Here is a 21,800-nt window from a genome sequence, read left to right as displayed (position 1 = left end):
AAAGCAAAGTGTCCCCGCCCCACCCGGCGGCTGGCACACTGGGCCGGTGAGGTTGACGGCTTTCTGGACCAGGATGAACCAGCATTTCGGCGAGGGCTACGCCGAGAGCATCGCCAAGGATCAGGTGATCGCCGAGCTCGGCGGCCGCACCGTCGAGCAGGCGTTCGCCGACGGGGCCGACACCAGGTCCGTCTGGAAGGCGGTCTGCGCGGCGTTCGACGTGCCCGAGCGGCTCAGATGACGGCCAGCGCGGTCACCAGGCCGATCATCACGTAGGTGACCGCCAGCATCCAGGTGCCCGGCTGCAGGTGCTCCTCGTGGCACAGGTCCTTGATCTTCAGCCCGATGAGCAGGTTGAAGACGATCATCGCCACGATCTGCGCGACGATGCCCACCACCCCGTAGACGGCGGTGGCGATCAGGCCCTCGGTCAGCGCGGCGTCCGTGGCGTAGATGGACGCCGACACGATCACGCCCACCGCGGCCATGCCCGCCGCGGCCAGCAGCGTGGCGTTCGGGTTGCGGTCGTGCCGGATCACCGACACCAGGCGGCCCGGGGTGGCCAGGTCCACGGCGTAGAAGCCGAGCACGAACAGGATGAGGCCGACGCCCGCGTAGGCGAGGATGGCGACGACGTTGTCTCCCAGGACCTCGCCGAAGGCGCTGTCGAGAGCGAGAGGCATGGGGGCTCCTTAGGAAGGGATGTCTCTACCGGGGGATCCGGTGCGGGATGAACGAGGACGTGTCGTCTGTGATGAGGCCCGACGTCTCCCGGATGCCCAGGCCCGCGGACTCGTCCGCGACCATCCAGGCGCCCAGGACGGGGTGCTGGCCGTCGAACTCCGGCAGCGGCACGAACTCCTGGAAGACGAAGCCCTCGGCGCCGTACCGGCCGCCGGTCTCCTGGCTGAGGCCGGGCGCGGTGATGGACATGCTCGCGCCCTCACGGCCCAGCAGGGGCTTCTTGATGTGGGAGGTCAGGTCGCCGGGGGTGTTCAGGTAGGCCGGCAGCAGGTTGGGGTGGCCGGGGAAGAGCTCCCAGAGCAGGACCAGCAGCCCCTTGTTGGACAGGAGCATCTTCCACATCGGCTCGATCCAGTCGGCCTCGTCGACGAAGGCGCCGAACGGCTCGCCGACGATCCACTCCCACGGGTAGAGCTTGCAGAGCGTCTTGATCTGCTCGCCTTCGAGGTCGCGGTAGTCCTCGCCGTCCCAGCCGATGGACTCCATCGTGACGGGGACGCACGCGCGGCCCGCCTGCTCGGCCGTCTCCAGCAGGTACGAGACCGTCATGACCTCCTCGCCCGACAGGTCCGCCTCGGTCCAGGCGAAGTGGACGGGGCCCTCCCGCAGCGGCAGCTCCTTCCAGCGCTCGACCAGGCGCTCGTGGATGGAGTTCCACTGGTCGTCCTCGGGGAAGACGTCCTCCTTCCAGTACCACTGGATGATGGAGCTCTCCACCAGGGACGTGGGGGTGTCGGCGTTGTACTCCAGCAGCTTGGCCGGGCCCAGGCCGTCGTAGCGCAGGTCGAAGCGGCCGTACACGTGCGGGTCTCGGCGCCGCCAGGACTCCTCGATCAGCGGGACCAGGCGCTCGTCGATGCCGAGCACCTCGTAGCGCCCCGTCCTCACCACGTGCTCCGCGGCCTGGAGGCACATGCGGTGCAGCTCCTCGACCACCTCCTCCAGATGGAGGACCTCGTCCATCTCCAGCACGTAGTGCACGGACTCGTCCCAGTAGGGACGGGTCAGGTTCTCCGGATGGGCCGTGCGGTGGTAGGCCAGCCCCTGCGACTCGATCGTCGACGCCCAGCCGTCGCGCGGCCGGGACCTCTCTCTTCGCACCGGTCAGCCGCCGCTGCTGGAACCGCTGCCGAACCCGCCGCGCTGCAGCACGCGCCCCGACTTCGTCTTGATCTCGCCCTTGCGCGGCTTGAGCGTGGTGCCGTTGTAGATGTAACCGGTGCCGGTGGCGGTGCCCCCGTAGTACCAGAAGTAGCGTCCGCCGTTGCCGCCCGAGTCGCAGTCTCGGTCGCTCACGGCCTTGTACTGGCCGCCGCTGTAGCTGTAGCCGTCCACGCAGTCCGCGGTGTAGGAGTTGCCGCCGCAGGCGGCGAGGGACATCGACAGGGTGCCGAGCATGCCTACCTTGACCGCTCGGGAACTCATACGACGTCGGGGCATGGGGGGTCCCTCCGTTGAAACGATGCGCACGCATTGTAGGGGTACCGACCGTCCGTGAACAGCGATACACCGCTCTGAGACCCCCGCGGGCTCCGTTCGGTTCCCTCTCAGGCGGGATCGGGCAGGTGAAAGTAGAGGTCGCCCACGTCGGCGCCGGCCGGCAGCTCGCTCACCTGGCCGTCCCCCACCTCGACCACCCGCCACCCGCCGTCCCGCAGGCGGGCCAGGTCGGTGGTGACGAAGCGGCACCCCAGGGCGCGGACCGCGGGCCGGATCTGGTCGAGGACGGGCAGGCAGTCGGCGTCCGGGGTGTCGGGATGGGGGCCGATGAGGACGGGCTCGCCGTCGATCCACCAGACGCGCGCCTCGGCGGTCTCGTAGTCCTCGAAGCGGCGCACGACCACGCCGCCCGCGAGGAACTCGCCCTGCAGCTCCACCATGCGCTCGACGGTGCGGTGCAGGCGCTCGGCGTCGGCCAGGTCGGGCACGTAGCAGGCCTCGTCCCACTCGTGCTTGCGGGACTTCACGTAGTCCTTGACCACCCCGGGACCCGGGCCCAGCTCCCGCACCGCCTCGGCCAGCAGCCGCGGCGGGGGCGTCTCGCCCGGCACCAGCGGCAGCCAGACGCTCGGCGGGGTGACGCCGGCGAAGGTCTCGTACCAGCCGGGGAGCTCGTGGGCGCGGCGGTAGCCGTCCGGCGGGGTCATGAGGTGGCCGCCCCGGTCGGCCAGCGCCTTGGCCATCGCGTGGTACTCCGCGGCCGTCACCATCCAGCCGCGGTACCACAGGCCGCCCACGCCGCGCGGGACGCGGCGGACCGCCTCGGCCGCCTCGCCGCGCCGCAGCAGGTCGTGGTCGAGCAGCGCCAGAGCGCCGCCCGTGGCCCGGACGGTCTCCGCCTCACGGGCGAAGTGCGGATCCACGCGCCGAGGGTCGAGGGGATCGGCGCAGAACAGAACGGTCAGGGTCATGCCGGCCCCCGCTTGATCGCCTGAGCGCAAGGGTACGTCGCCGGGTCCTTACCGCGCAGCCTGATTCCCCCGCCGGTTCCGGACGGCTCGGCGAGCCCGGCCCCGATCGAATTTATGTTCGGTAGAGTGGCGGTGTCACGAGGGCCGCTTTTTTGTCAGTGGGCTCGCGTAGCTTCGGTCCCGAGATGGCGAATCCGAAAAAGAACACGACGACCCGACAGGGGCAGACCATGGCAGCTAACGACCGCGAGAAGGCGCTCGAGACCGCCCTCGCCCAGATCGAACGCCAGTTCGGCAAGGGCTCGATCATGCGCCTCGGCGACGAGGTGCGCGCGCCCATGGAGGTGATCCCCACCGGGGCCATCTCCCTCGACATCGCACTCGGCATCGGCGGGTTGCCCCGCGGCCGGGTCGTGGAGGTCTACGGGCCGGAGTCCTCCGGTAAGACGACCGTGGCGCTGCACGCGGTCGCCAGCATCCAGCGGATGGGCGGCATCGCCGCCTTCGTCGACGCCGAGCACGCGCTCGACCCCGACTACGCCGAGAAGCTCGGCGTGGACACCAAGGCCCTGCTGGTCTCCCAGCCCGACACCGGCGAGCAGGCGCTGGAGATCACCGACATGCTGATCCGCTCCGGCGCGGTCGACCTGGTGGTCATCGACTCGGTGGCGGCGCTGGTGCCCCGCGCCGAGATCGAGGGCGACATGGGCGACAGCCACGTCGGCCTGCAGGCCCGCCTGATGTCGCAGGCGCTGCGCAAGCTGACCGGCGCGATCAACCAGACCAAGACCACGGCGATCTTCATCAACCAGCTGCGGGAGAAGGTCGGCGTCATGTTCGGCTCTCCCGAGACCACCACCGGCGGCCGGGCGCTGAAGTTCTACTCCTCCGTCCGCCTCGACGTGCGCCGCATCGAGACCCTCAAGGACGGCACCGAGGCCGTGGGCAACCGGGTCCGCGTCAAGGTCGTGAAGAACAAGATGGCCCCGCCCTTCAAGGTCGCCGACTTCGACCTGCTGTACGGCGTCGGCATCAGCCGCGAGGGCGGCCTGATCGACCTCGGCGTCGAGCACGGCTTCGTCCGCAAGTCCGGCGCCTGGTACACCTACGAGGGCGACCAGCTCGGCCAGGGCAAGGAGAACGCGCGCAACTACCTGCGCAACCACCCCGAGACCTCCGACGAGATCGAGAAGAAGATCAAGGAGAAGCTCGGCATCGGCCCCCGCGTCGACGCCCCGGCCGAGCCCGCCGCGGCTCCCGCGGGCCCGCCCTCGGCGGCCGAGCCCGCCGCCGCCGCGGCGGCCCCGGCTCCGGCCGCCCGGCGCACCCGCACCGCCTCGGCCCCCAAGCCCGGCGACTGAGGCCTCGGCACCGCCCGGTGACCGACGCCTCCGGGGCGGGCGCCCCCGCGCCCGCCCCCGGCCCGAGGGTCGGACGGTCAGCCGCTCCCGGCTCAGCGGAGCCGGACGGCGAGGCATGCCCGGCGAGAACGAGAGCCGTCGGCCGTCACCGGTTCAGCGGAGCCTGGTGGTCTGCCGTCCCGGCCCGAGAGGCCGCGGTCAGCCGCTCCCGGTTCGGCGGAGCCGAACGGTGGGCTGTTCCCGGTCCCCTGGTTCGGCATGCGGGCCCGCCGGTGTTCCCCACCGCCCGGCGGGAGACCGTCGCCGAGGCGATCATGACCGCCGTGCGGCCGGAACCGCGTGGCCCCGCCGGTGGGCCTGGCCGTCCCGCGGCCGTGGCCGTCCGTGGGGAGGCCGTTTTCCGGAGTACTCGAGTTTCCGCAGTGTCCGAGCGGTTCGCAGGAGAAGAGGAGACTCATATGGCCGGTCGTCCGCGTAGTCGTGCACGGAGGGCGGAAGGCGCCGGGGAGGGCGGGGAGGGTACCGCCCCGCGGCCGCCCGCCGACCCCGAGGCCGCAGCACGGGAGGTCTGCCTGCGGCTGCTGGCGCTCTCGCCCAAGACCCGGGCGCAGCTCGCCGAGGCGCTGGCCCGCAAGGACATCCCCGACGAGGTCTCCGAGCAGGTGCTGGGACGCTTCACCGAGGTCGGCCTGATCGACGACGAGGCCTTCGCGCAGGCCTGGGTGCGCTCCCGCCACACCGGCAAGGGCCTGGCGCCGCGCGCGCTCTCGGCCGAGCTGCGCCGCCGCGGCGTCGCCGACGAGACGATCAAGGAAGCGGTCGCCGAGCTCCAGCCCGAGGACCTCGAGGAGGCCGCCCGCGACCTGGTGTCCCGCAAGCTCCACACGATGCGCTCCCTCGACCACGAAAAGCGCGTCCGCCGCCTCGTCGGCATGCTCGCCCGCAAGGGCTACTCCCCCGGCCTGGCGTACCGCGTCGTCAAGGACGTCCTGGCCGACGCCTCCGCCGACACCGACGAACCCGACTTCTCCGACGACTGACCCGCCTCCGCCCGGACGCCGGCGGACTCCTGCTGACGCGGCCTCATCGACAATCGCCTCGTTGACGATGCCCTCCGGCCTTCGGCGGCCCCCCCGCATGCGCCTCCGGCCCGCCGAAGCCTGCGGCATGCCGTGCCACGGTGGCCGCCTCGGCAAGCGGAGCTCTACCAGGCCGCGAAAAGCACGCCGTGATGTCACGGTGATCTCTTCGACGACCCGTTGGCGGTGCCGCCGCGCGCCTTCGGCTTACCGGGGCCTGCGGAGCCTGTGGCCTCTTCACCATGCCTTCTTCGCCGGGGGCGGATCCGCCCCGGCTGCCCGACCCCATGGGACAGGTGGAGGTTCTGTCGGTGGGGAGAGGCACCATGGGAAGGGTGATGGAAGAGTTCTCAGCGGCGACGCGGGAGTGGTTCGGCGGGACGTTCGGAGAGCCGACGGCCGCTCAGGCGGGCGCGTGGCAGGCGATCGCACGGGGAGAGCACACGCTGGTGGTGGCTCCCACCGGCTCGGGCAAGACGCTCGCGGCGTTCCTGTGGTCGCTGGACAGGCTGGCCGCCGCACCGCCCGCCGAGCCGGAGCGCCGCTGCCGCGTCCTGTACGTCTCGCCGCTGAAGGCGCTGGCCGTGGACGTCGAGCGCAATCTCCGCGCGCCCTTGGCCGGCATCCGCGCGGCCTCCCGCCGGCTGGGCCTGCCGGAACCGGAGATCCAGGTCGGCGTGCGCTCCGGCGACACCCCCGCCGCCGAGCGGCGGCGGCTGGCCGTCCGGCCGCCCGACATCCTGATCACCACTCCCGAGTCGCTCTTCCTCATGCTGACGTCCCGGGCCAGGGAGTCGCTCCGCGGCGTCGAGACGGTGATCGTCGACGAGGTCCACGCCGTCGCCGCCACCAAACGCGGCGCCCATCTGGCCCTGTCCCTGGAGCGCCTCGACGCCCTGCTGCCCGCACCCGCCCGGCGCGTCGGCCTGTCCGCCACCGTCCGCCCCCTGGACGAGGTCGCCGCGTTCCTCGGCGGCGCCTCCCCCGTCACCGTCGTGCAGCCCCCCGCGGCCAAGACCTTCGACCTGCGCGTCACCGTCCCCGTCCCGGACCCGGCGGCGGACCTCCCCGACACCCCCGACCCGCGCCGCCGCTCCCTGTGGCCCCACGTCGAGGAGGGCGTCCTGGCCCTCATCGCCTCCCACCGCTCCACCCTCGTCTTCGCCAACAGCCGCCGCCTCGCCGAACGCCTCTGCACCCGCCTCAACGAACTCGCCGCCGAACACCTCCACGGCCCCCTCCCCGACGCCCCCGCCCCCGCCCTCCTCATGGGCCAGTCCGGCTCCTCCCGCCCCCTCCCGCCCGACCTGGCCGCCGACTGGGCCGCCCTCCGGGTCCCGCCCGAGCCCGCATCGGAGGAGAAGCAGCCCGAGACCGGGCGGCCTTCCCAAGACCAGACACCAGCCCCAGCCCAAGACGGAAAAGCAGCCCAAGCGCACCCCAGACCCGCCCCAGGAGAGAAGCGGCCCGAGACCAGGCGGCCGCCCGAAAATCAGACGCCGAGCCCCGCCCAGGACGGAAAAGCAGCCCGGCCGCACCACAGACCCGCCCCAGGAGAGAAGCGGCCCGAGACCGGGCGGTCGCCCGGGGACCGGACGCCGATCCTGTCGAGGGCGGGCGAGGGCGGGGTGGTGGTCCGGGCGCACCACGGGTCGGTGTCGAAGGAGGAGCGGGCGGAGATCGAGGGGGCGCTCAAGGAGGGGCGGCTGCCGGCGGTGGTGGCGACGTCCAGCCTGGAGCTGGGGATCGACATGGGGGCGATCGACCTGGTGGTCCAGGTGGAGTCGCCGCCGTCGGTGGCGAGCGGGCTGCAGCGGGTGGGGCGGGCCGGGCACCAGGTGGGCGCGGTGTCCCGCGGCGTGGTCTTCCCCACGCACCAGGGCGATCTCGTGCAGGCCGCGGTGGTGGCCGAGCGGATGCGGGCGGGGCTGATCGAGGCGCTGCGGTACCCGCGCAACCCCCTGGACGTGCTGGCGCAGCAGATCATCGCCATGACGGCGATGGACGAGTGGCACGTCGACGAGCTGGAGCGGGTGGTCCGGCGGGCCGCGCCGTTCGCGGACCTGCCCCGCTCCCTCTACGAGGCGACGCTCGACATGCTGGCGGGCCGCTATCCGGGCGAGGAGTTCGGGGAGTTGCGGCCCCGGCTGGTGTGGGACCGCCGGAACGGGATGTTGCGGGCGCGCCGGGGCGCACAGCGGCTCGCCGTGATCAGCGGCGGGACGATCCCCGACCGCGGCCTGTTCGGGATCTTCCTGGCCGGGGAGCACTCCTCGCGGGTCGGCGAGCTGGACGAGGAGATGGTCTACGAGTCCCGGGTCGGCGACGTGTTCGTGCTCGGCGCCAGCTCGTGGCGGATCGAGGAGATCACCTCCGACCGGGTGCTGGTCTCCCCCGCGGCGGGGCGGGCGGGCAGGCTGCCGTTCTGGCACGGCGACTCCCCCGGGCGCCCCGCCGAGCTGGGCCGCGCCCTGGGCGCCTTCGTCCGCGAGCTCGGCGCGCTCGACGACGAGCGGGCGCTGGAGCGCGCGGCGGCGGCCGGGCTCGACGCGAACGCCGCGGACGGCCTGCTCTCCCATCTGGCCGGGCAGCGGGCGGCCACGGGCCGCGTCCCCGACGACCGCACCCTGGTCGTCGAACGTTTCCGCGACGAGCTGGGCGACTGGCGGCTCGTCGTCCACTCCCCCTACGGAGCACCCGTCCACGCGCCCTGGGCCCTGGTGATCGCGGCGCGGCTGCGGGCGCGTTTCGGCCTCGACGCCCAGGCCATGCACGCCGACGACGGGATCGTCCTGCGCGTTCCCGACACCGACGGCCTCCCGCCCTCGGCGGAGCTGTGCGTGTTCGACCCGGAGGAGATCGAGCGGCTCGTCGTCGCCGAGCTCGGCTCGTCCGCGCTGTTCGCCTCCCGGTTCCGCGAGTGCGCGGCCCGCTCCCTGCTGCTCCCGCGGCACCGTCCGGGCCGCCGGATGCCGCTGTGGCAGCAGCGCCAGCGCGCCTCCCAGCTGCTGAGCGTCGCCGCGAAGTACCCGAACTTCCCGATCGTCCTGGAAACGGTCCGCGAGTGCCTCCAGGACGTCTTCGACGTGCCCGGCCTCGTCTCCCTGATGCGCGACATGTCCACCGGCGCCGTCCACGTCGCCGAGGTGGAGACACCCACCGCCTCCCCCTACGCCCGGTCGCTCCTGCTCCGCTACGTCGCTGCCTTCATGTACGAGGGCGACTCCCCCCTCGCCGAACGCAGGGCCCAGGCCCTCACCCTGGACCCGTCCCTCCTCGCCGAGCTCCTCGGCCACAGCGACCTGCGCGAGCTCCTGGACCCCGACGTCCTGGCCCGCACCGAAGCCGACCTCCAGCGCCTCACCCCCTCCCGCCGCGCCACCGATCCCGACACCCTGACCGACCTCCTCCGCGCCCTCGGCCCCCTGACCCGGCCGGAGATCCAGGCCCGCACCCTCGCCCCGGCCTCCCCCCAGGCCGAACCGGCCCCGGACACCGCACAGCCGACACACCCGTCGAGCACGGACCACGACCGAACGCCTCCCGTCCCGCCCTCAACGACCGGAAGACCGGACCCCCCGGAAAACGGACCGAACAACAGCCCGATCAAGGCGGACACCGGCCTGACCGAGGCGGATGCCAGTCCGACCGAGGCGGACACCAGCCCAACCAAGGCAGACACCAGCCCGGTCGGGGCAGACACCAGCCCAACCGAGGCGGACACCAGCCCAACCAAGGCAGACACCAGCCCGGTCGGGGCAGACACCAGCCCAACCGAGGCAGACACCAGCCCGATCAGGGCAGACACCAGCCCGATCAGGGCGGGCACCGGCCCGGTGGGGGCGGATTCGGGCGGCGCGCGGGTGGTGTTGCCGCGAGGTGCGGTTTTCCGGGGGGAATCCGCGGTCGGTGAGTGGTTGGCGGCTTTGGAGGACGAGCGGCGGGTGATCCGGGTTCGGGTGGGGGAGGTCGAGCGCTGGGCCGCGGTCGAGGACGCCGCCCGGATTCGGGACGCGCTGGGGGTCTCGTTGCCTTCGGGGGTTCCCGAGCCCTTTCTGACGGGTGGCGGCGACGATCCCCTGGGGGACCTCCTCTCCCGGTACGCCCGTACGCACGGGCCTTTCACCACGGCGGACGCCGCGGTCCGGCTCGGGCTGGGCGCCGCCGTGGTGCGGGAGGTCCTGGCGCGGCTTCCGTCCGTCATCGAGGGCGAGTTCACACCGGGACGTACCGGTCCGGAATGGGTGGATTCTGAGGTGCTTCGCCTGCTCCGGCGGCGTTCCCTGGCCCGGCTTCGCGCCGAGGTCGAGCCCTCCCCGCCGGAGGCGCTCGCCCGGCTCCTTCCCCGCTGGCAGGGGGTCGGGGCCCTTCGCGGGGGCTCCGACGCCCTCTACGAGGCCGTCGAGCGCCTCCAGGGCGTCCCCCTGCCGGTCTCGGCGCTGGAGAGCCTCATCCTCCCGTCCCGCGTCCCCGGTTATGCGCCCGCCCTTCTGGACGAGCTGACCGCCTCCGGCGAGGTCCTCTGGGTGGGTCGCGGCGCCCTTCCCAACGGTGGCGGACGCGTCTCCCTCCATCCCGCCGACACCGCGTCCCTGCTCATTCCCCCGGCCGCCGAGCTCCCGCCGGGCCCTCGTGCCCCCCTCCACCAGGCACTCCTGTCCGTTCTCTCCGACGGGTCCGCCCTCTTCTTCCCCGCCCTCGCCGAACGCGTCCGTTCCGTCCTGGGATCTGCCGCTCCTGCTCCCGTGGCGGCCGTCCCGCCGGCGGGCGGCGCCGGACCGGCGGACCGGGAGCTCCTGGAAGCGTTGTGGGAGCTCGTGTGGGCCGGCCGGGTGACCAATGACACGTTGGGCCCGGTGCGGGCGGCTGCCGGGACGGGGCGTCCGGCGCCCCGGGCCCGGGTGGTGCGCAGGGGGCGGCCGGTCCTGCCCGTGCGGACCGTTCCGCCTGCGGCGGCGGGACGGTGGTGGCTGGTCCCCGCACCGGACGACGACCCCACGCGACGGGCGCACGCGCTGAGCGAGGTGCTTCTGCAGCGGTACGGGATCGTCCTCCGCGGGGCCGTCGCGGCCGAGCGGGTGCCGGGCGGGTTCGCCGGGCTCTATCCGGTGCTGCGGGCTCAGGAGGAGGGCGGGCACTGCCGGCGCGGGTATTTCGTCGCGGGGCTGGGAGCCGCGCAGTTCGCGCTGCCCGAGGCCGTCGACCTGCTGCGCTCCCTGCGGGCCTCTCCGGAAGGAGAGGAAGCGGGAGTCGTGCTGGCCGCGGAGGATCCGGCCAACCCGTACGGGGCGGCACTCGGCTGGCCGGAGGGCCGGGGCGGGCACCGGCCCGGTCGGAAGGCGGGGGCGTTCGTGGTCCTGGTGGACGGCGCGCTGACGTTCTACGCCGAACGCGGAGGCAGGACCCTGCTGACCTGGAACGAGGACGGCTGGCGAGCCGGGACGCGGGCACTGGTGCGCGCCGTGCGGGAGGGCGTGCTCGACCAGGTCACCGTGGAACGCGCCGACGGCGAGCCGGTCACGGGCTCGCCCCTGGGCCGCCTCCTGGAGGAGGCCGGTTTCCACCCGACGCCCCGGGGGGTGCGGCTGCGGCGTTGAGGCCGGGGCACGGCTCCTCCGCAGGGTGGTCGTCCCCAGGGCGGAGGGCGTCCCGGCGGGATCGTTCTCGCGGGCGATGAGTTCCCCGCCGGCACGTGGAACAGTGGAGGCCATCACGGGGTTGGTTCTGATGAACCGCCCGTCGACCGGGAGCCGCCCATGACCTCGACCGCCCGTTGGGCCATCGCCCAGCGACGCAAGCGCCTGGTGATCAGCCAGACCCTGCGTGACCGCGCCCAGACCGATCCCCGCCGTTCGCCCGCCACGAAGGACGAGGCCTCCGAGAGCTGAGCCGGGCCCCGCACACCGGGGCCCGAGCACACCGCCTCCGGCCGCGAAACCCATCCCGGAACGCGTCCCCACCCCGCACGAGGACCTTCGACCGCCCCGCGCCGCAGACCTTCCACGCGACCGCGGGCGTCGATCCGCGAACCCGCATCCTCACGCGAAGACCCTCACCGCCCCACCCGCAGAACCTGAAGCCCCGCAGGCGGCGAGGCCGTCCGCGACGCCGACTGCCACACACAAAGATCTGCACTACCGGGTCCGCTCTACGTGGTTTCCCGGGCTGCGAGGCCGTCCGCGGTGCCGACGGCTGCATGCAAGGACCCGCGTTGCCGGGCCCGCTCGCCATGGTTTCCCGGGAGGCGAGGCCGGACGGCGGTGCCGACGGCTGCGCGCAAGACCCCGCGTTGCCGGGTCCGCTGACCGTGGGTCTCGCGGCCGCGGGGGTCAGTCCGTGGTGCTGGAGAAGACCTCTTCCCTGGTCAGGGTGAGGGCGGTGTGGAGGGCGCCCTGGAGGACGGGGTCGGTGGTGAGGGCTCCGGGGATGAGGCGGGGGCGGGTGGGGCACAGGCGGGCCACGGAGCGTTCGACGCGTTCGGCCAGGGCGGGGCCGCCGGCGGTGCCGAGGGAGCCGGACAGGACGATCAGGCCGGGGTCCAGGACGGTGGTGACGGCGGCGGCGCCCAGGGCCAGGCGGGCGGCCAGGGCGTCCAGGAAGGGCGAGGCGCCGGGCGCGGCGGGGTCGGCGGACGCCCGGCGTACGGCCTCCTCCAGCGGGAGGCCCGCGTAGCCGTGGGAGCTCGCCAGGTCTCCGAGCGCATCGGCGCCGGCCAGGGCGCCGAAGCCTCCCGCCAGGGTGGGGGCGCCGTGGGCGCGGGACTCGGTGACGGTGCCGGGCAGGGGTACGCCGGGCACGGGGAGGTAGCCGAGTTCGCCGGCGCCGCCGGAGACGCCGCGGTGCAGGCGCCCGTCGATCATGATGGCCAGCCCGATGCCGCGGTCGATCCACAGGAGGGCGAAGTCCCCCGCGTCGCGGGCGGCCCCGTGGGCGTGCTCGGCGACGGCCACCAGGTTCACGTCGTTCTCGATGACCACCCGGGTGTCGAGGTCGCGGCTCAGCCGCGCGGCCGCGCCTTCGTGCCACGAGGAGAGGTCGAACGCGAAGCGCACGTCACCGGTGCGGGGGTCCACCAGCCCGGGGGTGCCGATCACCAGGGTCCGCAGCCGCGCCGCCTTCGCCGCGCGGCACGCCCCGGCCACCGCCTTGCGGATCACTTCGACGGGGTCGTCGGACTCGGAGAACGCCACGGTGATCCGCGCGCCGACCGTTCCCGTGATGTCGGCGACCCCCGCGATCACCTCCTGCGGCCCCATCTCGAGCCCGGCGACGTAGGCGCTGGCGGGCACCACGCCGTAGACCGCGGCGTTGGGCCCGCGCCCTCCGGCCCGCTCGCCGACCATCTCCACCAGGCCGCGCTGCTCCAGCCGGGCCAGCAGCTGGGAGGCCGTCACCTTGGACAGCCCCGTGCGCGCCCCGATCTGCGCCCGCGTCAGGGGCCCTTCGTCGATCAGCAGCTCCAGAGCCGCCTTGTCGTTGAGTTCGCGCAGCAGGCGGGGGGTGCCCGGACGTCTCGCCATGTTCCGGCACTCTAGGGGGTCCGGGGGCGCCGGGGCGGCCACTCCCCGCGCCGGGAGATCCGCGTCACGGGAAAAGTGCCGGGTCTCCGGCCGGGATCGGCCATGGACCGGTACAAAGGCCAGCGGGTCGACTTAACCGGGACGTCCTATCGGGGTGGTGGTGAAAGCGGTCCCCGGGGAGAGGGATACTTACAGCATGCGTCTGTCTGCCAGGGTTGATTACGCGCTGCGTGCGGCCGCCGAGCTCGCCTCCGCCGCCGAGGCTTCCACGGGGGGGCACCCGGTGACGGCGGTGCAGCTCGCCGAAGCCCAGCAGATCCCACCGAAGTTCCTGGAGAACATCCTCGGCCAGCTGCGCCGGTCGGGGATCATCCGCAGCCAGCGGGGCCCCGACGGGGGCTACTGGCTGGCCCGCTCCGCCGACGAGATCTCGCTCGCCGACATCATCAGGGCCATCGACGGCCCGCTGCTGGGCGTCCGTGGCGAGCGCCCCGAGGACGTCGGCTACGCCGGCGCGGCCCGCTCCCTGCAGGAGGTCTGGATCGCGCTGCGCGCCAGCGAGCGCGCCATCCTGGAGCTGGTCACCCTCTCGCACATCGCCCGCGGCGAGCTGCCCGAGTCGGTGCAGCAGCTCACCGAGGACCCCAAGGCGTGGACCAAGCCGGTCTTCTTCGCCTGAGCCCCGGTGTCCCGGACGGCGCCGTCCGGGACGCGGGCGGGCCTTTCACGGGCCGGTACATGAAAAAGCCGCGCCCCGGTGTGCGGGGCGCGGAAGCCGGATCTCTCCGGGTGCGGTGCGGACCTCTGGCCGAGGAGTCAGCGCTGGACGGAGAACATCCAGTGGTGCTCCTCCAGCTGCGCGGTGATCGAGATCAGCAGGTCCTGGGTGACCTGATCGGCCTCGACGGCGTCGATGCGCTCGCGGAAGCGGGCGATCGTGCCGGCCAGGGCGTCCACGATGGCGTGGATCACCTTGTCCTCCGGCAGCCAGCCGGGCTCCAGGGTCGGCAGCGAGGTCTCGTGCGCGACGGTCTGCACCCGGCCGTCCGGGTTGACGCCGATCATCACGGCGCGCTCGGCGACCGAGTCCGAGGCGGCGCGGACCGTGGTGGTGAGCTCGTCCAACTGCTCGTGGACGCTCTTGAACGTACGGCCTGTCACGTTCCAGTGCGCCTGCTTGGCGGTCAGGGACAGATCGATCAGGTCGACCAGGGAGCCCTGCAGGGCCTGTCCGACGACAGTGCGGACCTCATCGGTGAGCGGGCTCTTCACAACGGCCATGGCGGATCCTCCCGTGTCACATCTCAGTTCGGCGGCTCTCGCGTCACTTCTCTGTAACAAATGGGATAACCCATCTCATCCCCTCCCAACCCTGTACGGGTTGTGGAAAGGGTCACGCCGCGACCATGTCCCCCCGGAAGGCGTCACCGGCGATCGCTTCGGGCGAGTCGGGTACCGGTGAGGCCGGGATGGTCTCGGAGATGCGCTCACGCTGCGGAGCGCCGGCCATGACCGGCTCGGCCTGCAGTTCGGCGAGCGCCAGCAGATCGGAGACTTCTCGTAGTACATGGGACAACGGCACACCCAGCGCCTTGCAGATCGCCGCGAGCAGCTCGGAAGACGCTTCCTTCTGCCCTCGTTCCACCTCTGAAAGGTATCCCAGCGACACCCTGGCCGCGGCGGACACCTCACGGAGGGTGCGACCCTGGCGCAGCCGGAGCTGCCGCAGAACGTCCCCCAGCAGCTGGCGAAGCAGGACCATCGCTCGCTCCCTCCCCATCGTGCGGACCATCTGACCTGTTCCCACCGTACCCGTCTCCACCGTGGGCTTGGCAGAGCCGGGAAATCGTGTTCGCTGCGAACGTAACGCTGCAATCAGGTCAAACCTTCCCGATCTTCTTGATCCTCTTCCCATTGGCGGACCATTGCAACCCCCAAAATCTCGTGTCGTAGCAGGTCCAAGGCCTGTACAACGGTCATGCGCCGGATATTGGCGCGTGCCTGGGTGAGGTCCGGGGGCAGCGGCAGGACCGGGGTGAAGGACCTGCTTCCTTCCGGCCCAGAAATGCCGATATGTACAGTTCCGACCGGCTTTCCATCCTGGGAACCCGGTCCGGCCACCCCGGTGACGCCCAACCCGTAGAAGGCCCCCAGGCGCTCCCTGGCGCCCTCGGCCATCTGGACGGCGACTTGCGGGTCGACCGCGCCCCGCTCCTCCAGGAGACTCGCTGAGACCCCGAGAAGCTCGTGCTTCAACCGTGTCTCGTAGGCGGTCACCCCGCCCGCGAAGGTCTCCGAGGAGCCCGGCACGTACGTCAGTTCGGCTCCCAGCAGCCCTCCGGTGAGGCTCTCGGCCACCGCGACGGTGCGCTCGCGCGCCGCCAGCAGCTCGTGCACCACCGACGCCAGCGACTGCTCGCCCGTCCCGTACATGACGGTGCCCAGCAGCTCCCTGGCCATGAGCACCGCCTTGTCCAGCGCCGAGGAGGTGTCCGCGGTGAGGCGCACCGCGACCTCCGAGGGCGAGGGGAGGAAGGCCAGCGAGACCTCCTCCAGCGCCTCCACCGGGGCCAGCCTGGTCGCCAGCACCGTCTCCCAGACCCCGGCCGTGCGCAGCGTCAGGACGGCCGGGGCCGCGTCGCCGTCGGCCAGCTCCGGCAGCACCGACACCGCCATGATCGCCTGCATCTCGCTCGGCACGCCCGGCAGCGCGTAGACCGTCCCGCCCGGCAGCTCCATCCGCAGCCCGGGCGCCGTCCCCGCGGGGTTGGGCAGCATGGTCGCGCCCTCGGGGACGTCGGCCATCCGCAACGACATCGGCCGCAGCCGCAGGCCGCTGCGCTCGACACGGTCGCGGATCAGCCCGGCCAGCGTCTCGTCGCGCACCAGCGGCACTTGGGCCAGGGCGGCCAGGGCGTCCCTGGTGCGGTCGTCGGAGGTCGGGCCGAGCCCCCCGGTGACGATCACCACGTCCGCGGCGGCCAGCGCGGCCGTGAGGGCGCCGGTGATCGCCTCCAGCGTGTCGCCCACGACGGTGCTGCGGCCCACCTCCACGCCCGCGGCGGTCAGCTCCCTGCCCAGCCATGCCGCGTTGCCGTTGACGATGTCGCCGATGAGGATCTCGTCCCCGACGGTCAGTAGTTCGGCTCGCACGGCTCTCAGCCTAGTGCCGCCCGGCGCCGTCCGTTCAGGTACTCCGCGCCCGAGACGATGGTCGCCGCCACCGCGGCGCCCATGAGGATCCCGTTGAGCGGGTCGAGGCGGACCGGCAGCAGGTAGACGAAGATCGCCAGCATCTGCAGGGCCGCCTTGTACTTGCCCAGCCGCTCGGCCGCCACCACCACGTTGCGGCGCAGCAGCACCAGCCGGTGCACGGTCACCGGGATCTCCCGCAGCAGGATGACCACGGTGGCCCACCAGGTGAGCTCGCCGTTCAGCGACAACCCGACCAGCGCCGCCCCGGTGAGCAGCTTGTCGGCGATCGGGTCGACGATCTTGCCGAAGGTGGTGACCTCGGCGCGGCTGCGCGCGATCCGCCCGTCGGCCAGGTCGGTGAAGGCCGCCACCACGAACAGCAGCAGCGCCGTCAGCCGCCAGCCGTCCCCCTCCCCCAGCACGAGGATGAGGAAGAAGGGCGGGACGAGCGCGATGCGCAGCACCGTCAGCACGTTGGCGGGGTTGAGGTTCGACGCCTGCCGTGCCTGCTCGGCTGTCACCGAGCCGGCCCCGTCGCCTCGCCGACCAGGTCGACGCCCTCGCTCTCGACGATCTCGGCCTCGACCAGCGCGCCCGCCGCAAGGCCCGCCCCGCGCACGAGGGTGCAGCCGTCGACCTCGGGCGCCTGGTGGAAGCCGCGGCCCTCCCAGAGGCCGGGCTCCAGCTCCCGCTCCACCAGGACGGTCATCGCGGTGCCGACGCGCTCCTCGGCGCGCTGGGCGGTGAGCTCCTCGGCCAGCTCGGAGACCTCGGCCAGCCGCCGGTCCACCTCGTCCTGGTCGACCTTGCCGTCCAGGTCCGCCGCCTCGGTGCCGTCCTCGTCGGAGTAGCCGAAGACGCCGATCGCGTCCAGCCGGGCGGCCTCCAGGAAGCCGGTGAGCTCGGCCAGCTGCCCCTCGGTCTCGCCGGGGAAGCCGACGATGAAGTTCGAGCGCACGCCCGCCTCGGGGGCCAGCGTCCGGATGCGCTCCAGCAGGTCGAGGAAGCGCGCCGGGTCGCCGAAGCGGCGCATCCGGCGCAGCACCGGCCCGCTGGCGTGCTGGAAGGACAGGTCGAAGTAGGGCGTGACACCGGGGGTGCCGGCGATGGTCTCGATGAGGGACGGGCGCAGCTCGGCCGGCTGCAGGTAGCTGACCCGCACCACGTCCATGACCTCGGCCAGCTGCGGCAGCAGCTTCTCCAGCAGGCGCAGGTCGCCCAGGTCCTTGCCGTAGGAGGTGGAGTTCTCGCTGACCAGGACGATCTCGCGCACGTCGTGCCGGGCCAGCCACTCGGCCTCGGCCAGCACGTCCTCGGGCCTGCGGGAGACGTAGGAGCCGCGGAAGGCGGGGATCGCGCAGAAGGAGCAGCGCCGGTCGCAGCCGGACGCCAGTTTCAGCGGCGCCACGGGGCCGCCGCCCAGGCGCTTGCGCAGCACCTGGGGCCCGGAGGCGGGCGCCAGGCCCTCGGGCAGGTCCTGGATGCCGTGGCCCGGCACGTGGACGTGCCCGGCGGAGCGGTCCACGGGGGTGATCGGCAGCAGCGTGCGGCGGTCCCTGGGCTTGTGCGCGGAGTGCGCGCGCCCGGCCAGGACGTCGTCCAGCCGCTCGCCGATCCGGCCGTAGTCGTCGAACCCGAGCACCGAGTCCGCCTCGGGCAGGGCCTCGGCCAGCTCGGCGCCGTACCGTTCGGCCATGCACCCGGCGGCCACCACCTTGGCGCCGGTGTCGTGCGCGGCGAGCAGGGTGTCGATCGAGTCCTTCTTCGCGGCCTCGATGAACCCGCAGGTGTTGACGAGGACGACGTCGGCGCCTTCGGAGCCGTCCTGCAGCTTCCAGCCGGACGCCTCCAACCTGGCGGCGAGCTCTTCTGAGTCTGTCTCGTTGCGCGCGCAACCGAGAGTGACCAGGGACACGGTACGGGACTCGGGCATGGTCTAACGGTAGTGGGAGCCGGGCCCAGCCCAGGACCCGGCCGCCCGGAAGATCGGCTCAGACCGGCTCGCTGCTGCCCGGAACGAACGTCAGGCGCAGTACCTGGCCGTCCTCGCCGGGCACCCCGAGCTCCTTGCCGTTGACGGTGAGCACCACGCCGGCGGCGTTGCCGATCAGCACCCGCATGCGCTTGGCGGCCCGCCACTCGCGCTGCTGGCCCTTGGGGACCATCGCGCTGAACAACACCTTGCCCGCGGCGTCGCGGACGTTGACCCAGCTCTGCTCGGTGGCGCGGACCGCCACCACGACCTCGTCCGCGCCGATGGCCTGGGCGGGCGGCTGCTGGGGGTTCTGGCCCAGGGCGTGGGCGTCGCCGTGGCCGGGCGTGGCGGTCGCGGTGGCGGGCGCGGCCGTGATCGCCGGGGTGCGCGCCGCCGGGGCGGGCTTGCGCTCGTCCTCGCCGCTGAAGACCTGGAAGACGCCGTAGATCAGCACCAGGACGAGCGTGCCGGCCATCGCCGCGCTCCAGTTCGGGGTGCGCCGCTCCCGGAACCGCAGGGGCTGCTCGGGCTCGAAGGCCGTGGCGACGGCCAGCGCCCCGGGCGCGCCGCCATGATTCTCGTCATACTCGCGTATCAACGGGTCGGAGTCGACGCCGAGCATCTTGGCGATGCTGCGGATGTGGCCGCGCGCGTAGAAGTTGCCGCCGCACAGCGAGTAGTCGTCCTGCTCGATCCGTCGGATCACCGTCTCGCGGATGCGGGTGCGCTCGCTGACCTGCTTCGTGGTGAGTCCTGACTCGCGGCGCGCCTGCGCCAGGGTCTCACCAATGCTCATGAAAGCCTCCGCCGCCATATCGTTGGAGCCAAGTCTAGAAAACGGGTTCTTCTCCGGCGATACGCAACGCCGATGAGTTGATCACGAATTGAGCGCGCCCAGGACCTCTGGCAGGTCTTCCGGCTTGACCAGGACGTCCCGGGCCTTCGAGCCCTCGGAGGGACCCACGATGTTCCTGCTCTCCATCAGGTCCATCAAACGTCCCGCCTTGGCGAAACCGACCCTGAGTTTGCGCTGCAGCATCGAGGTCGACCCGAACTGGGTGGAGACGACCAGTTCGATCGCCTGCATCAGCAGTTCGAGGTCGTCGCCGATCTCCTCGTCGACCTCCTTGCGCGGCGCGGCCTCGCCCTGGACCTCCTCGGTGTACCGCGCCTCCATCTGCGTCTTGCAGTGGTCGACGATCCCCGCGATCTCCTTCTCGGAGACGTAGGCGTTCTGCAGCCGCATCGGCTTGGAGGCGCCCATCGGCAGGAACAGCGCGTCGCCCTGCCCGACCAGCTTCTCGGCACCGGGCTGGTCGAGGATCACCCGGCTGTCGGCCAGCGACGAGGTCGCGAACGCCAGCCGCGAGGGCACGTTCGCCTTGATGAGGCCCGTGACGACGTCCACCGACGGCCGCTGCGTGGCCAGCACCAGATGGATGCCCGCGGCACGGGCCAGCTGCGTGATCCGCACGACGTGGTCCTCCACGTCGCGCGGGGCGACCATCATCAGGTCGGCCAGCTCGTCCACGATCACCAGCAGGTACGGATACGGCGTGTAGACGCGCTCGCTGCCCGGCGGAGCGGTGACCTTGCCCGCACGGACCGCCTTGTTGAAGTCGTCGATGTGCCGGAACCCCGACGCCGCCAGATCGTCGTAACGGCGGTCCATCTCGCCGACGACCCAGCCCAGCGCCTCGGCCGCCTTCTTCGGATTGGTGATGATCGGCGTGATCAGATGCGGGATGCCCGCGTACGACGACAGCTCCACCCGCTTGGGGTCGACCAGGATCAACCGCACCTCATCCGGCGTGGCCCGCATGAGGATCGAGGTGATCAGGCCGTTGATGCACGTCGACTTGCCCGCGCCCGTGGCACCCGCGATGAGGATGTGCGGCATCTTCGCCAGGTTCGCCACCACCGTGCGGCCCTCGACGTCCTTGCCCAATCCCACCAGCATCGGATGCCCGTCGGTCTGGGCCACCTGGGAGCGCAGCACGTCCCCCAGCGACACCAGGTCCTTGTCGGTGTTGGGGATCTCCACCCCGATCGCGGACTTGCCCGGGATCGGGGAGATGATCCGCACATCCTGGCTCTTGACCGCGTACGAGATGTTCTTGGACAGCGCGATGACCTTCTCGACCTTGACCGCCGGACCCAGCTCGATCTCGTAGCGGGTGATCGTCGGCCCCCGGGTGAACCCGGTCACCTGGGCGTCCACGTCGAACTGCTCCAGCACCCCGGTGAGCGCGTCGACGACCGTGTCGTTGGCCTTGGTGCGCGGTTTGAGGGCCGAGCCGGGCCGCAGCAGCCCGGGGGCGGGCAGCTCGTAGACCCCGTCGCCGGACTCCAGCGGCAGCTGCTCGGCACGGCGCGGCGCGGGGGTGGGGTCGGGAACGGCCGGGACGTCGGGTTCGGTCGGGGCGGCCGCGGCCGCCGCCTCCGCGTCCTCCAGGACGGGCGGCGCGGGCTCGCCGAAGAGGTCGTCGGCGAGTTCGCGGGTGCGCTCGGGGGGCTCGACCACCGGGGTGTCGTAGGGCCGGGTGTGCTCCCCGACGGAGAACTCCTCCTCGCCGGGTTCGGCCGGGGCGGGGCGCTGCTTCTTTTTCTTCTTCGGCTTGTCGCCCTTGTCAGCCTTGTCGCTCTTGCCGCCTTCGGCGGACCCCTCGGGCTCGCCGGTCTCGGGCCGCTCCTTGAGCATCGTCAGGTGCAGCAGCTCCTGGCACCGGTCCGGGATGCGGTGCACCGGCGTCTTGGTCACCACGAGCAGCCCGAAGAACGCCACGAGCAGCAGCAGCGGCACCGCCACCCACGCCGAGAGGATGATCTCCAGCGGGGCGGAGACCAGCCAGCCCAGCACCCCGCCCGCGTCCCGCACCAGGGCCATCTCCGAGCGCGGGGAGGGCGTGCCCAGCGCGATGTGCACGATCCCCGCGATGCCCAGGAACAGCGCACTGGAGCCGATCGCGATCCGGCCGGTGTCGTCGTGGCGCTCGGGGTAGCGCAGCACGCCCCAGGCCAGGAGCACCAGGCAGATCGGCAGCACCATGGCGAACCTGCCGAGCCCGCCGCGCACCACCATCTCCAGCGCCCGGGTGAACCAGCCGTTCGGCGTCCACCACAGCACCGAGGCCAGCACGATCGCCACGCCGAGCAGGGTCAGGCCGAGACCGTCGCGGCGGTGCTCCTCGTCCAGGTCGCGCGCGCCGTCGCCGTAGGCGCGGAACACCGATCCGACGCCGCGGGCGAAGAGCATCCACAGCCCGCCGAACATCCGGAAGAACCCCAGGAACATCGTGCTGATCGGATCGGGCCCGGACCGCCGCGCGGGCGGCCGCCTGCGGGCGGGGGCGGGTTTCCTCGGGGCGGGACGACGCTGCGCGGAGCCTTTGGAGGGACGCTTGGAAGCCCCGCCACGCGAGGAGTTCCGGGTACCTCCGGACGCACGTGAGGCCATGCCGTCGAGCGTAACCCGAGGCACAAGAGCAACCAAGAACAAAACGGACGGGCGTGTC

The 21,800-nt window shown here is 72.4% G+C and carries 18 protein-coding genes; 6 read left to right on the top strand and 12 right to left on the bottom strand.

Features of this window, described 5'->3' with window-relative positions; genetic code table 11:
- The first annotated feature begins 46 nt into the window (after nt 1–46).
- The gene (locus tag C2865_RS10605) at nt 47–241 is read left to right on the top strand and encodes a DUF3046 domain-containing protein (protein ID WP_106398175.1); all 195 of its coding nucleotides are present in this window, start codon (nt 47–49) and stop codon (nt 239–241) included.
- On the opposite strand, the gene C2865_RS10600 is transcribed toward C2865_RS10605, so the two are convergent.
- The 4 genes from C2865_RS10600 to C2865_RS10585 form a co-directional block, all read right to left on the bottom strand.
- Nucleotides 234–683, bottom strand: coding sequence for a DUF350 domain-containing protein (locus C2865_RS10600; protein ID WP_106398174.1), 450 nt, complete (start codon nt 681–683; stop codon nt 234–236). The genes C2865_RS10605 and C2865_RS10600 overlap by 8 nt on opposite strands.
- Nucleotides 684–708: 25 nt before the next feature.
- Nucleotides 709–1,845, bottom strand: coding sequence for a glutathionylspermidine synthase family protein (locus tag C2865_RS10595; RefSeq protein WP_106398173.1), 1,137 nt, complete (start codon nt 1,843–1,845; stop codon nt 709–711).
- A 3-nt stretch (nt 1,846–1,848) separates the two neighbouring features.
- The gene (locus tag C2865_RS10590; RefSeq protein ID WP_106398172.1) at nt 1,849–2,142 is read right to left on the bottom strand and encodes a hypothetical protein; all 294 of its coding nucleotides are present in this window, start codon (nt 2,140–2,142) and stop codon (nt 1,849–1,851) included.
- Between the two features lie 149 nt (nt 2,143–2,291).
- On the bottom strand, nt 2,292–3,155 hold the full coding sequence (locus C2865_RS10585; protein WP_106398171.1) for an ATP-grasp domain-containing protein: 864 nt from the start codon (nt 3,153–3,155) through the stop codon (nt 2,292–2,294).
- Nucleotides 3,156–3,385: 230 nt separating this feature from the next.
- On the opposite strand from C2865_RS10585, the gene recA reads away from it, so the two are divergent.
- From recA to C2865_RS41380, 4 genes are all read left to right on the top strand, one after another.
- Nucleotides 3,386–4,516 carry a recombinase RecA gene (gene recA / locus C2865_RS10580; protein ID WP_106398170.1) on the top strand — a complete coding sequence of 377 codons (1,131 nt, stop codon included), beginning with the start codon at nt 3,386–3,388 and terminating at the stop codon, nt 4,514–4,516.
- A gap of 458 nt (nt 4,517–4,974) precedes the next feature.
- Nucleotides 4,975–5,556: a regulatory protein RecX gene (locus C2865_RS10575; protein WP_198653149.1), complete on the top strand. Its 582-nt coding sequence runs from the start codon at nt 4,975–4,977 to the stop codon at nt 5,554–5,556.
- Between the two features lie 365 nt (nt 5,557–5,921).
- Nucleotides 5,922–11,192, top strand: coding sequence for an Lhr family helicase (locus tag C2865_RS40645; protein WP_106398169.1), 5,271 nt, complete (start codon nt 5,922–5,924; stop codon nt 11,190–11,192).
- A 159-nt stretch (nt 11,193–11,351) separates the two neighbouring features.
- Complete coding sequence (locus C2865_RS41380; protein ID WP_269802706.1) at nt 11,352–11,483, top strand: hypothetical protein; 132 nt, start codon at nt 11,352–11,354, stop codon at nt 11,481–11,483.
- 441 nt (nt 11,484–11,924) lie between these two features.
- Here C2865_RS41380 and C2865_RS10565 read toward each other — a convergent pair whose 3' ends face one another.
- Nucleotides 11,925–13,115 (bottom strand): ROK family transcriptional regulator, encoded by a 1,191-nt coding sequence (locus tag C2865_RS10565; RefSeq protein ID WP_106398168.1) that lies wholly within the window; start codon nt 13,113–13,115, stop codon nt 11,925–11,927.
- Nucleotides 13,116–13,311: 196 nt separating this feature from the next.
- On the opposite strand from C2865_RS10565, the gene C2865_RS10560 reads away from it, so the two are divergent.
- The gene (locus C2865_RS10560) at nt 13,312–13,794 is read left to right on the top strand and encodes an RrF2 family transcriptional regulator (protein ID WP_106398167.1); all 483 of its coding nucleotides are present in this window, start codon (nt 13,312–13,314) and stop codon (nt 13,792–13,794) included.
- A gap of 137 nt (nt 13,795–13,931) precedes the next feature.
- On the opposite strand, the gene C2865_RS10555 is transcribed toward C2865_RS10560, so the two are convergent.
- From C2865_RS10555 to C2865_RS10525, 7 genes are all read right to left on the bottom strand, one after another.
- Nucleotides 13,932–14,396, bottom strand: coding sequence for a Dps family protein (locus C2865_RS10555; RefSeq protein ID WP_106398166.1), 465 nt, complete (start codon nt 14,394–14,396; stop codon nt 13,932–13,934).
- A 112-nt stretch (nt 14,397–14,508) separates the two neighbouring features.
- Complete coding sequence (locus tag C2865_RS10550; RefSeq protein WP_106398681.1) at nt 14,509–14,877, bottom strand: helix-turn-helix domain-containing protein; 369 nt, start codon at nt 14,875–14,877, stop codon at nt 14,509–14,511.
- Nucleotides 14,878–14,990: 113 nt separating this feature from the next.
- Nucleotides 14,991–16,268: a CinA family nicotinamide mononucleotide deamidase-related protein gene (locus C2865_RS10545; protein ID WP_106398165.1), complete on the bottom strand. Its 1,278-nt coding sequence runs from the start codon at nt 16,266–16,268 to the stop codon at nt 14,991–14,993.
- Between the two features lie 5 nt (nt 16,269–16,273).
- Nucleotides 16,274–16,831: a CDP-diacylglycerol--glycerol-3-phosphate 3-phosphatidyltransferase gene (gene pgsA / locus C2865_RS10540; protein ID WP_198653147.1), complete on the bottom strand. Its 558-nt coding sequence runs from the start codon at nt 16,829–16,831 to the stop codon at nt 16,274–16,276.
- Nucleotides 16,828–18,243, bottom strand: coding sequence for a 30S ribosomal protein S12 methylthiotransferase RimO (gene rimO, locus C2865_RS10535; protein WP_106398164.1), 1,416 nt, complete (start codon nt 18,241–18,243; stop codon nt 16,828–16,830). The genes pgsA and rimO overlap by 4 nt, the downstream gene beginning before the upstream one ends.
- Before the next feature lie 58 nt (nt 18,244–18,301).
- Nucleotides 18,302–19,081, bottom strand: a complete 780-nt coding sequence (locus C2865_RS10530) for a helix-turn-helix domain-containing protein (RefSeq protein WP_106398679.1) — start codon at nt 19,079–19,081, stop codon at nt 18,302–18,304.
- 81 nt (nt 19,082–19,162) lie between these two features.
- Complete coding sequence (locus tag C2865_RS10525; protein ID WP_106398163.1) at nt 19,163–21,742, bottom strand: FtsK/SpoIIIE family DNA translocase; 2,580 nt, start codon at nt 21,740–21,742, stop codon at nt 19,163–19,165.
- Nucleotides 21,743–21,800: the final 58 nt, after the last annotated feature.

It is taken from the genome of Actinocorallia populi, from assembly GCF_002995495.1.
Taxonomy (GTDB): Bacteria; Actinomycetota; Actinomycetes; order Streptosporangiales; family Streptosporangiaceae; genus Actinocorallia; species Actinocorallia populi.
This window is presented reverse-complemented; position numbering and strand designations above follow the sequence as displayed.